This window comes from Methylobacterium sp. UNC300MFChir4.1, from assembly GCF_900110155.1.
In the GTDB taxonomy this organism is placed as follows: Bacteria; Pseudomonadota; Alphaproteobacteria; order Rhizobiales; family Beijerinckiaceae; genus Methylobacterium.
The window spans coordinates 51,723-62,852 of record NZ_FOCS01000029.1 but is presented as its reverse complement, the minus strand read 5'-3'; the positions used below and the strand labels follow the sequence as shown (position 1 = coordinate 62,852).

10 protein-coding genes are annotated in these 11,130 nt (G+C 73.8%); 9 read left to right on the top strand and 1 reads right to left on the bottom strand.

Translation table 11 applies throughout. The features are described from left to right. Window positions 1-301: transposase (locus BMY19_RS26400; protein ID WP_139215706.1), on the top strand; the 301-nt coding region annotated here is incomplete at its 5' end. Window positions 302-406: 105 nt separating this feature from the next. On the opposite strand, the gene selB is transcribed toward BMY19_RS26400, so the two are convergent. Beyond that, window positions 407-2,344 carry a selenocysteine-specific translation elongation factor gene (selB, locus tag BMY19_RS26395; RefSeq protein ID WP_244535019.1) on the bottom strand — a complete coding sequence of 646 codons (1,938 nt, stop codon included), beginning with the start codon at window positions 2,342-2,344 and terminating at the stop codon, window positions 407-409. A 375-nt stretch (window positions 2,345-2,719) separates the two neighbouring features. Between selB and BMY19_RS26390 the strand changes: the two genes are divergently transcribed. The 8 genes from BMY19_RS26390 (at window position 2,720) to BMY19_RS26355 (ending at window position 11,070) form a co-directional block, all read left to right on the top strand. Continuing rightward, the gene (locus BMY19_RS26390; RefSeq protein ID WP_100253449.1) at window positions 2,720-4,237 is read left to right on the top strand and encodes a CYTH and CHAD domain-containing protein; all 1,518 of its coding nucleotides are present in this window, start codon (window positions 2,720-2,722) and stop codon (window positions 4,235-4,237) included. A 90-nt stretch (window positions 4,238-4,327) separates the two neighbouring features. Beyond that, window positions 4,328-5,494 carry a carboxylate-amine ligase gene (locus BMY19_RS26385; protein ID WP_100253448.1) on the top strand — a complete coding sequence of 389 codons (1,167 nt, stop codon included), beginning with the start codon at window positions 4,328-4,330 and terminating at the stop codon, window positions 5,492-5,494. Window positions 5,495-5,724: 230 nt separating this feature from the next. Further along, a complete protein-coding gene (locus tag BMY19_RS26380; RefSeq protein ID WP_020094590.1) occupies window positions 5,725-6,186 on the top strand; it encodes a tellurite resistance TerB family protein in 462 nt (153 codons plus the stop codon). A gap of 126 nt (window positions 6,187-6,312) precedes the next feature. After that, window positions 6,313-7,569, top strand: coding sequence for a Zn-dependent hydrolase (locus BMY19_RS26375; protein WP_170863048.1), 1,257 nt, complete (start codon window positions 6,313-6,315; stop codon window positions 7,567-7,569). 99 nt (window positions 7,570-7,668) lie between these two features. Further along, a complete protein-coding gene (locus tag BMY19_RS26370; protein WP_100253446.1) occupies window positions 7,669-8,952 on the top strand; it encodes a beta-ketoacyl-ACP synthase in 1,284 nt (427 codons plus the stop codon). Further along, window positions 8,949-9,716 carry an SDR family oxidoreductase gene (locus BMY19_RS26365; protein ID WP_100253445.1) on the top strand — a complete coding sequence of 256 codons (768 nt, stop codon included), beginning with the start codon at window positions 8,949-8,951 and terminating at the stop codon, window positions 9,714-9,716. The genes BMY19_RS26370 and BMY19_RS26365 overlap by 4 nt, the downstream gene beginning before the upstream one ends. Before the next feature lie 32 nt (window positions 9,717-9,748). Then, window positions 9,749-10,036: an SH3 domain-containing protein gene (locus BMY19_RS26360; protein WP_165923072.1), complete on the top strand. Its 288-nt coding sequence runs from the start codon at window positions 9,749-9,751 to the stop codon at window positions 10,034-10,036. A gap of 11 nt (window positions 10,037-10,047) precedes the next feature. After that, entirely contained in the window at window positions 10,048-11,070 is a 1,023-nt protein-coding gene (locus BMY19_RS26355) for a zinc-binding dehydrogenase (protein WP_100253443.1), read from the top strand. The last annotated feature ends 60 nt before the right edge of the window (window positions 11,071-11,130 follow it).

The following is an 11,130-nucleotide window of genomic DNA, read 5'->3' as shown; positions in this document are numbered from 1 at the left end:
ACGTCCAGGGCGGGGCCGCCCGCGCCTACGTCCCCGGCGGATGGCAGGCGACCGGGGCTACTCCAGTCCGCCGGCCCGTCGTCGCCTCCGACAACGCCGGGTCGAGCCGGTGATCCCCACCCGCAAGGATCAGCCCCGCCAGCTCGATTTCGACAAAGCCGCCTACCGCGAGCGCAACAAGGTCGAGCGGTTGATCGGCCGGCTCAAGCAGTATCGCCGCATCGCCACCCGCTACGAGAAGCGAGCCGCGAACTACCTCGCCATGGTCACGCTCGGCATGACCATGCTCTGGCTCAGATGACTTTGCAGAGACGCCCTAGCACCGTTCCCGATCGCGCAGCCGCGTTTCTCGAGCGTGGAAGAGGGGGGGGTGATTGCGGGACGCCGGCGGAGCCAGCGCGCCGCGTCAGCCGGCGTCCGGGACCGCCCGACCGGGTTCGAGGGCGACGATCACCCGACGATCCCCGGCCCGGCGGGTGAAGCCCGTGGCGTCGAGGTGCTCCAGCAGCGGGATCGAGAACTTGCGTGAGATTCCCAGGGTCGCGCCGGCCTCGCGGGCCAGGAATCCGGTCTCCGCCGTCCGCGCCGTCGGGAAGGCGTCGATCAGGCGGCTTTTGGCGGTGGCCACCGCTTCCCGGTGGAACAGCACGGCGCGGCGCTGCACCCGGTCGACGGCGCGGATCACCGTGCCGGCTCCCACGAGGTAGGTCAGCGCCTCGCGGCGGCGCACGTCCCGGCCGATGGCCTCGGCCTCGTCGGGCGGGCTGAGGCCGGCGCGGCGGAAGACCTGCTCCAGCCGGCGGGCGGCCTCGCTCTCGTTCCGCGCGGGGTCGAACTCGGCCCGTCGCCACAGGGCGCCCGCCTGGGCGACGCCGCCGGCGGCCGCGAGGTCGCGCAGGACCGCGCCGGTCACCGCCTCGGGCAGCGCCAGGGCGCGGGACAGGCGCTCCAGGGCGATGCCGTGCTCCATCGGGTAGTCGCGGTGATGGTGGGCCAGGGCGGCCAGCGTGCCGGTGCGCAGCGCCTCGAAGGCCGCAGCCCCGACGAAGCGGTCGCCGATCGCGCGGGCACCGTCTTCGGAGAGCGCCTGCCGGGCGCGGTCCGGCGCGATACCGGCGATCCGGGCGAGCTCGTTGAGCGGTGCCCCGGCCGCGCCGAGCTGCCCGAGGCGGACCGTGATCGCCTCGGCGGGACCGCCCGCCGCCAGGGCGGCGAGGTCGGCCATGACCCGGGGATCGTGGCGCCGGCGGCGGCGGCTCGCCGGGTCGAGGATCCGGCCGCCCGCCACCGTGACGGAGGGCGAATCGAGCCGCAGCACGAAGGGCTCCCGCGCCGGCACCGCCACCGGCTCGCCGAGGTGGAGCTGCGCCTGGGTACTGGCGCCCGGCTCCAGGGCGTCGCGGTCGAGCAGCCGCAGCCGCGCCTCGACCTCGGTGGTGCCGAAGAGCAGGCGGCAGGCCGTGCCGCCCGCCAGGGCGTCCGGCAGGCTCGCGGCCGCGGTGATCGCCACGTCGAGCCACGGGCTCTGCGCGAGCAGGCCCGGTAGCGACAGCGCCTGCCCGCGGGCGATCTGGTCGAGGTCGATCCCGCGCAGGGCGACCGCCGTGCGGCGCCCCGGCTCGGCGCGCTCGACCGCGCGCCCGTGGATCTGCAGGCCGCGCACCGTGGCGGTGCGGCCGCCGGGGGCGATCTCGACGGTGTCGCCGACCGTGAGCGGCCCGCGTCGCAGCGTCCCGGTCACGACGGTGCCGAAGCCCGGCCGGGAGAAGACCCGGTCGACCGGAAGGTAGGGGAAGCCGTCGTCGCGGACCGGTTCCGTCTCTGCCACCAGCGCCGAGAGGGCGGCGGCGAGCTCAGGCAGGCCGTCGCCCGTCACGGTCGAGGTGGCGATGACCGGGCCGGCCTCGATCCCGGCCCGGGCGGCCGCTGCGGCGATCTCGGCGGCGCGCGCGGCCACGGTCTCGGGCGTCGCGAGGTCCGCCTTGGTCAGCGCCAGGACACCGCGGCGCACGCCAATGAGGGCGGCGATCTCGAGATGCTCCACCGTCTGCGGCTTGATGCCCTCGTGGGCGTCGACCGCCAGCAGAACGGCCCGCATGCCGGTGGCGCCGGAGATCATGGCGCGGACGAACCGCTCGTGGCCCGGCAGGTCGACGAGGTCGATCTCGCCCTGCGCGGCGGTCAGCAGCGCGAAGCCCGGCACGATGGACACGCCGCGGGCGCGCTCTTCCTTGAGCCGGTCGGTCTCGACGCCGGTGAGCGCGCGGACGAGCGCCGTCTTGCCGTGATCGACGTGCCCGATCACGCCGACGAGGAGTGTCTTCAAAGCAGCCACCGACCGCATCTTCTCCGCGGTGCCGCCGTCCACAAGGGGCGCACCGCTCGCTCGAAGGGGAATCCGCCGCGCCGGCGCGTCGCGGCGCCGTGTGCGCCTCCGGGCGGTCGGGGCCGGGGCTGCGAGGCAGATGGATTGTGGACAATTTGTCTTGCCACGCCGTGCCGTTTTGGGAAAGCGCGATTTTAACGCAGCGCAGCATCCATCCGCCGCGGGCGACCGGTCCCGTCCCAGCTTGACGACGGCGGCGCCGCCGCCTTTGCTGCCGCGGGTGCGTCGGACGGTCACGCCCCGATGCCGGTTCCGCGAGATGCGACGCAGGATGCGATGCAACCGGAGCCCATCCCTGGCTCGTTAGCCGGGGCAGGCGACGAAGAGGAGCGTATGAGCGACACCGATAGCCACGCCGCGGCGGAGCCCCGCGAGGTCGAGCTGAAGCTCGACTGCGCCGGGCCGGATCTGACGGCGCTCGCGTCCCATCCCCGGTTGAAGGACGCGTCGGCGACCGAGCCCGAATCCCTGGTGACGACCTACTACGACACGCCCGATCGCGCGCTCCGGAAGAACGGCCTGACCCTGCGCGTCCGCGCCAAGGGCGACCGCCATATCCAGACCGTGAAGGCCGGGAGCGGCGGCGTTGGCCTGTTCGACCGGGCCGAGTGGGAGAGCGAGATCGCCGGGCAGGCGCCGGAGCCCGCGGCCTGGGCCGACACGGCCGCCGGGCCGGTCCTGCGCGAGGCCGACGCGCCGCTGGAGCGGCTGTTCGCCACCGTGGTGCAGCGCCGGGAGGTCCCGGTCGCGCAGGGCGAGTCCCGCGTGCTCGTGACCCTCGACGAGGGCCGTGTCGAGACCGACTCGGGCGTCGCGCCGCTCTGCGAGGTCGAGCTGGAACTCCAGTCCGGCGATCCGGCCGACCTGTTCGCGCTGGCGCGGGAGCTGGCCGAGACCGTGCCGCTGCGCCTCGGCGTGAAAGCCAAGAGCACGGTCGGCTACGCGCTCCTCGACGGGATCGAGCCCGGCGTTGTGAAGGCCGAGCCCGTGGATCTGCCCGAGGGCGCGAGCGCCGGGGAGGTCTTCCGCCGGGTGGCGCGCGCCTGCCTGCGCCACATGCGCCTCAACGAGACCGCCTTCCTGGAAGGCGGCCGCCCGCCCGAGGCGCTCCACCAGATCCGCGTCTCCCTGCGCCGCCTGCGCTCGGCGCTGTCGCTGTTCGGGCCCATGCTGGAGAGCGATCCCCGGGCGGCCGGCTTCAACGACGAGATCAAGCGCGTCACCGAGCCCTTCGGCCACGCCCGCAACCTCGACGTGTTCCTGAGCGACACGCTGCCGGATCTCGCGGAACAGCGCCCCGACGAGCCCGGCCTGGACGCCCTGCGCGCGCGCGCCGAGGCGGAGCGCGCCACCGCGTACGACGCGGTCTCGGCGACCCTCGAGAGCCCGCAATGGCGCGCGCTCGTCATCGACTTCGCCGGCTGGGTCGAGGCGGGCTCCTGGGCCGCCGGCGCCGACGCGGCCGTCGACGGGCGCCACTTCGCCGCGCAGGTGCTCGACAAGGCGCGCGCGCGCCTCAAGAAGCGCGGGCGCGGCCTCCGGCACCTCGATCCGCACACGCGGCACCGGGCGCGGATCGCCGCCAAGAAGCTCCGCTACGGCGCGGAGTTCTTCGCCGGTCTCTACCGGAAGAAGAAGGCTGTCCGCCGGCAGGAGAAGTTCGGCGCCGCGCTCTCCGACCTGCAGGACCATCTCGGAGCGCTCAACGATCTGGAGACGGCCCGGACGATGACCGAGAGCCTGTCGGGACCGCCGATGCCGGGTCCCGACGATCCGGGGGCACAGAAATTGCTCGACGCGGCCGCGGACGCACGGTCCGAGCTCCTCGACGTCAAGCCCTTCTGGCGCTGAGGCTTCTCGCGCTGCCGGCCCGGTCGGAACCCGGCCGGTGCGGCGGCGTTCGCCGGACGCGGATCGGCCCGTCCGGGGCAGGGAGCGCGGATGGCCCACGCCTACAGGTTCGGCATCGAGGAGGAGTTCTTCCTGGCCGATGCGCGCACGCGCGGCACGCCGCGGGCCGGACTACGGGCCTTCCACGCCGCCGTGCGGGCCCGCCTCGACGACGCTGAGCGCGAGCAGCTCCAGTGCCAGGTTGAGGTTGCCTCGCCGCCGACCGCCGATCTCGCCGAGGCGCGGGGGCATCTCGCGGATCTGCGCGGCAGCCTAGCGGAGATCGGCGCCGAGCGCGGGATCCTGACCTTCGCCGCGGGCACGCATCCGACCGCCCGGTGGCGCGACCAGCGCCCCACCGACAAGGCCCGCTACCACGGGATCATGGCCGACCTCCGGATGCTCGGCCGGCGCAACCTCGTCTGCGGCCTTCACGTCCACGTGGAGGTCCCGGACCCCGAGGCGCGGATCGGGCTGATCAACCGGCTGCTGCCCTACCTGCCGGTGCTGCTCGCCCTCTCGACCGGGTCGCCGTTCTGGCAGGGGCAGCAGACCGGCCTCGCCGGCTACCGGATGCGCGCCTACGCCGAGCTGCCGCGCACGGGCGTGCCCGAGCTGTTCGCCGATGCCGACGACTACGCCCGCTACGTCGACGTGATGACCCGCTCGGGCGCCATCGCGGATGCCAGCTATCTCTGGTGGCACGTGCGCGCGTCGCTGAAATATCCGACTCTCGAACTGCGGGTCGCCGACAGCTGCACGCGCCTCGACGACGCGCTGTGCATCGCCGCGCTGTTCCGCTGCCTCGTGCGCCGGGTGGTCCGGGACAAGCGGCTCAATGCCGGCCTGACCGCTGCCTCCCGCGGGTTCGTCATGGAGAATCTCTGGCGAGCCCAGTGCGACGGCGTGCGCGCGACGCTCATCGACGAGGCGCAGGTCCGGACGGTGCCGGTCTCCGCGCTGGTCGAGACCCTCCTCGCCGACATCGCCGAGGATGCCGAGGCGCTGGGCTGCGCCGCCGCCTGCGGGCACGCGGCGCGGATCGTGGCGGAGGGGACCAGCGCCGACCGGCAGATGGGCGTGTTCGCGGCCGCGCGCCGGTCGGGCGCGCGGGAGCGCGCGGCGCTGTCGGCGGTGGTCGATCATCTCGCGGCGGAGACCGCCGCCGGCTCGAGGTCCGGGCCTGGGGGGCACCCGAACATCGCTCCGGCGGCGTGACGACGGGCGCGGAACCGGCTGAGGGGGGATCGTCGAGGCCGCGTTCCGTCGGCCGCGCTCGAGGACGCGGTCGGCCGTATGAGTCGCATGGCCATGTTGCCGAAGGATGTCTGGCCGCCGGTACCGCGCGCCTTTATGGCCGGTCGCGCGGCGACGGGTTCCCTCCGTGCCGTCCTCTGCTATCCCTCGCGTTCCAGCAGCCACCCCGACTCCGCGGCCGACCCTCCGGAATGAGCCTCCTGCGCGACCTCTTCGGCCATGTCGGCCGTACCGTGACGGCCTATGCCGGCGACAAGGCGTTGATGCTCGCGGCGGTCTCGGCCGCCGCCAACGTCATCGTGGCCGACGGCGAGGTCGCGGGCCCCGAATTCGACGCCGCCCTGCACGGCCTGAAGGCCGACCCGGTCCTGATGAAGGGCTACGACGCGCTGATGCTGGAGACGGAGCTCTACGAGGGCATCGCCCGGGCCCGCACCCGCCTCGGCCGGGCCGAGAACCTGCGCCACGTCGCGGCGGTCGCCGAGCGGCCCGCGGCCCAGCGCGAGAACGTCTTCCTGATCGCCGCGGACGTCGCCGACCAGGACGGGATCAGCAACATCGAGGCGGGCGCCCTCGGCGAGATCGCCGTCGCCCTCCGGGTCGACGCGATCGCGCTCCTGCGCGCCAACCCGGTGCGGCGCCCGCTGGCCTGACCGGCCCGGTTGGCACCGCGGTTGCTATCGGGTGCGCGTGGTGGGAGCGCTGCCAAGTCGGCCGCGCCCGCTTATAACGTTAGCGTCGCACGGCGACTCGCCGTGAAAGGAACCGGCATGGCCGAGATGAGCCTCAGCAAGACCCACAACCTGCGCGCCAACAGTGCGCGCCTCTGGGCGACGATCCTGGAGACCGCGGAATTCGGCGGCACGCCGGCCGGCGGCATCAACCGCCTGACGCTCTCGGCCGAGGACGGCCAGGTCCGCGACTGGTTCCGGGAGGCCTGTGAGGCGGCCGGACTCACCGTGTCGGTCGACGCGCTCGGCACGCAGTACGCCCTGCGGCCGGGCCGCGACATGGGCCGCAAGCCGATCGCCTTCGGCTCGCACCTCGACACTCAGCCGACCGGCGGCAAGTTCGACGGGGTCCTCGGCGTGCTGGCGGGGCTCGAGGTGATGCGCAGCCTGAACGATGCCGGCATCGAGACCGAGGCGCCGCTCCTCGTGGTCAACTGGACCAACGAGGAGGGCTCGCGTTTCGCCCCCGCCATGATGGCCTCGGCGGCCTACGCGGGCGACTTCACCACGGACGAGATCCTGGGGAAGCGCGACGCCGCCGGCACTACGGTGGCGGAGGCCCTCGACGCCATCGGCTACCGCGGGGTGGAGGCCGTCGGCACGCGGGAGATCGGCGCCTTCGTCGAGCTGCACATCGAGCAGGGGCCGATCCTGGAGGCCGAGGGCAAGACCATCGGCGTGGTCGAGGGCGGCCAGGGCATCATGTGGTTCGACGGCGTCATCACCGGCTTCGAGAGCCACGCCGGGACGACGCCGATGCCGCGCCGCCGCGACGCGCTGCTCGCGCTCTCGGAATTCGCCCTGGCCGCCGAGCGGATCGCGCTGGGCCACGCGCCCACCGCGGTGGCGACGATCGGCGAGGCCGCGATCCTGGCGCCCTCCCGCAACGTCGTGCCGGGCCGGGTCGCCTTCACGGTGGACGTGCGCGATCCGCGCTCCGAGACCCTCGACGCGATGGAGGCGGCGCTCGGCGAGGCGGCCGCCGAGATCGCGGCGCGGCGCCATCTGGAGATCGCGCTGACCCGGATCTGGCGGAAGGAGCCGGTGCCGTTCGACCCCGCGATCGTGGCGGCGATCGACGCGTCCGCCGAGAGCCTGGGGCATCCGCGCCGCCGGATCATCTCGGGCGCCGGCCACGACGCCTGCAACCTCGCCGCGAAGGTCCCGGCGGCGATGATCTTCGTGCCGTGCAAGGATGGCGTCAGCCACAACGAGTCGGAATCCGCCACGCAGGCCGACTGTGCCGCCGGCGCCGACGTCCTGCTGCAGACGGTGCTCCGCCTCGCCAACGCGCCGCGCGCCTGAGGCTTCCCGCCGGGACGGCGCCCGTCGTCCCGGCGCCGGGCGCGCCGCACCGCCCGCGCGGAGGTGTACCGCGGCGGAAAATCCCGTAAGGACCGCTCCATGAGCGCGCGATCCTACCGCGACGCCAGGGGCCGGCCGCTCGTCGCGGTCACCGGCATCGGCGTCGTCTCCTCCCTCGGTCAGGGACAGGCCGACACGTGGGCGGCCATGACTGAGGGCCGGTCGGGCATCCACGCGATCGCGCGGTTCCCGACCGACACGCTGCGCACCCGCATCGCCGGGACGGTGGACTTCCTCGACACCGATCCGCTCGTCGCGCCGCTCCTGTCCGAGCGGTTCGCCGCCGTCGCCGCCGAGGAGGCGGTGGCGCAGGCCGGGATCGGCGCCAGGGGCGATTTCCCGGGCGCCCTGTTCATCGCGGTCCCGCCGGTCGAGATGGAGTGGCCGCAGCGGCAGGCCCTGGCCGAGGTCGCGGGCGGCGACGGTCCGGTCGACTACGCCGGCCTCCTGCGGGCGGCGGCGACGCGCCGCTTCGATCCCTGGCACGACCTGTTCATCTTCGGCACGGTCGCCGACCGCATCGCCGACCGCTTCGGCACGAAGGGCTCGCCGATCTCGCTCTCGACCGCCTGCTCGTCGGGGGCCACGGCGATCCAGCTCGGCGTCGAGGCGATCCGGCGCGGCGAGACCGCCGCGGCGCTCTGCATCGGCACGGACGGCTCGGTGAACCCGGAATCGCTGATCCGCTTCTCGCTGCTCTCGGCGCTCTCGACCCGCAACGACGAGCCCGCGACCGCCTCGAAGCCGTTCTCGAAGGACCGGGACGGGTTCGTCATGGGCGAGGGCGCGGCCGCCCTGGTGCTGGAGGACGCCGAGGCCGCGGTCGCGCGCGGCGCCGCGATCCTCGGCTACGTCCTCGGCTGCGGCGAGAAGGGCGACGGCTTCCACCGCACCCGGTCCAGCCCCGACGGCGCGCCGATCATCGCGGCGATCCGGGCGAGCCTGGACGATGCCGGTGTGGCGGCCGAGGCGATCGACACGGTGAACGCGCACGGCACCTCGACGCCGGAGAACGACAAGATGGAGGCCCTGGGCCTCGCGGCCGTGTTCGGCGACCGCGCGACCGCCCTGCCGGTCACCTCCAACAAGTCGATGATCGGCCACACCCTCACGGCGGCCGGCGCCATCGAGGCGGCGGTCTCGCTGTTGACCATCCGCCACGGCCGCATCCCGCCGACCATCAACCACCGCGTGCCGGACCCGACCATCGCCCTCGACATCGTGGAGACCGCCCGCGACCTGCCGGTGCGGACCGTGCTGTCGAACTCGTTCGGCTTCGGCGGCCAGAACACCTGCCTGGTCCTCGGCGCGGAGCCCGCGTGAGCGCCGCCGACACCCCGCGCCGGGTCCTCGTGACCGGCGGCGCGTCCGGCATCGGCGCCGCGATCGTCCGCGCGCTGGCGGGATCCGGCCTCGGCGTCGACTTCACCTACCGCGCCTCGGCCGAGGCCGCCCAGGCGCTGCTGGTCGAATTGCGGGCCACCTACCCGGACCGGCCCTTCGCGGCCCATCCCCTCGACCTCGCCGACCGGGCCGCGCTGGACACCTTCTGCGAGACCGCCGAGGCCGCGGGCTATTACGGCCTCGTCCACAATGCCGGCCAGTCCTGCGACGCCCTCGCGGCGATGCTCGATCAGGAGCGGGCCGAGGCCGCCATGCAGGTCAACTTCTTCTCGCTGACGCGCCTCGCCAAGGCGCTGGTGCGGGAGATGACCCGGGCGCGCGCGGGCCGCATCGTGGCGGTCGGCTCCGTGGCCGCCCTGCGGGCCAATGCCGGCAACGCCGCCTACGCGGCGACCAAGGGCGCGCTCATCGCCTATTGCCGCACCCTGGCGATCGAGACGGCCAAGCGCGGCGTGACCGTCAACGTGATCGCCCCGGGCTTCGTCGACACCGCCATGATGGAGCGCTACGCCGCCTACCGCGACGGGATGGAGCGCCAGATTCCCGCCGGCCGCTTCGGGCGGCCCGAGGATGTCGCGGCGCTGGCGGCCTTCCTGATGGGCGAGGGGGCATCCTACATCACCGGGACCGTGCTGCCCGTCGATGGCGGCCTGACCGCCATGATGGGTGTCCACCGGACCTGACGGTGGCGCCGCCGAACCGGACGATTCTGCCGATGCGCGCCAGCCTCGCCCTCACCGCCGCCGTCTGCGGCGCGGCTCTCCTGGCCCCGGGCCATGCTCGGGCGGAGCCGCAGGTCTACCGGATCTCCGGCCTGCCGCCGGGCGAGCCGCTCAGCATCCGCGCCGAGCCGGACCCGTCCGCCGAGCAGATCGGCGAGATCCGCAGCCGCGCCCTGGTCTTCGGCTGCACCAACGACACGCCGAGCCGCACCACGTGGTGCCGGGTGAAGGCCGGACGCGCCCTCGGATGGGCGCGGCGGCGCTACCTGGCGCCGGAGTGACGAGAGACACGATGCGAGCCCTCCAGCTGTTCGGCGACCGCGACCTCCGCCTCACCGAGATCGAGCCGCCGCCCGCGCCCGGCGCCGGCGAGGTCCGGATCCGCATCCGCGCGGTCGGCCTCAACTTCATCGACGTCTGGGGCTTCCGCGGCATGGCCTTCGCCAAGCGGAAGATGCCGCTGATCGTCGGCGCGGAGGCGGCCGGGACCGTCGAGTCGGTCGGGGCGGGCGTCACCGGCCTCGTCGCGGGCGACCGGGTCGTGCCGTACGGCGCCATGACCTGCGGCAAGTGCAAGGCCTGCCGCGAGGGGCGCGACAACCTCTGCGAGGACGTGTCCGGTGTGATGGGCTTCCATCTCGACGGCTTCGCCCGGGAGCTGGTGACCATGCCGGCCCGCCTCGCCGTGAAGGTGCCGGACGGCGTCAGCGACACCGACGCCGCCTGCGCGGGCATCGCCTTCGGCACGGTCCAGCACATGCTGTTCGACAATGCGCGCCTGGAGCCCGGCGAGAGCGTGCTGGTCCATGCCGGCGGCTCCGGGATCGGGACCGCGGCGATCCGCATGGCCAAGGCGATCGGCTGCACCGTCTACACGACGGTCGGCGACGACGAGAAGGGCCGCAAGGCCGCCGAGCTCGGCGCCGACCACGTCATCAACTACCGCACCGAGCGTTTCGAGGGCGAGGTCCGCCGGCTCACGAAGCGCAAGGGCGTCGACGTGGTGTTCGAGCATGTCGGCGCCGATACCTGGAACGGCTCCCTGCTCTGCCTGAAGCGCGGCGGCCGGCTCGTGACCTGCGGATCGACCTCGGGCGTCTCGGCGACCATGAACCTGATGCAGCTGTTCCAGCAGCAGTACCGCATCACCGGCTCGTTCGGCTGCTCGCTCGCGAATATCGGTCAGGCCCTCGCCAAGATGGAAGCGGGCATTCGACCGGTGGTGGATACCGTGTACCCGCTGGTGGATTTCGCGCAGGGTCTGGAGCGCCTCGAATCGCGCCGGGTCTTCGGCAAGATCCTCGTCAGCCTGTAGCGCCGGCAGCGGCGCACCCGCCCGGCGCCGCACCGTTACCGGGTGCGGCGATCCGCATTT

Bases quoted from the DNA above. Each gene is read 5' to 3' on its own strand.
- selB (WP_244535019.1), bottom strand. From the start codon at position 2,344: ATGCGGTCGGTGGCTGCTTTGAAGACACTCCTCGTCGGCGTGATCGGG.
- BMY19_RS26390 (WP_100253449.1), top strand. From the start codon at position 2,720: ATGAGCGACACCGATAGCCACGCCGCGGCGGAGCCCCGCGAGGTCGAG.
- BMY19_RS26385 (WP_100253448.1), top strand. From the start codon at position 4,328: ATGGCCCACGCCTACAGGTTCGGCATCGAGGAGGAGTTCTTCCTGGCC.
- BMY19_RS26380 (WP_020094590.1), top strand. From the start codon at position 5,725: ATGAGCCTCCTGCGCGACCTCTTCGGCCATGTCGGCCGTACCGTGACG.
- BMY19_RS26375 (WP_170863048.1), top strand. From the start codon at position 6,313: ATGAGCCTCAGCAAGACCCACAACCTGCGCGCCAACAGTGCGCGCCTC.
- BMY19_RS26370 (WP_100253446.1), top strand. From the start codon at position 7,669: ATGAGCGCGCGATCCTACCGCGACGCCAGGGGCCGGCCGCTCGTCGCG.
- BMY19_RS26360 (WP_165923072.1), top strand. From the start codon at position 9,749: ATGCGCGCCAGCCTCGCCCTCACCGCCGCCGTCTGCGGCGCGGCTCTC.
- BMY19_RS26355 (WP_100253443.1), top strand. From the start codon at position 10,048: ATGCGAGCCCTCCAGCTGTTCGGCGACCGCGACCTCCGCCTCACCGAG.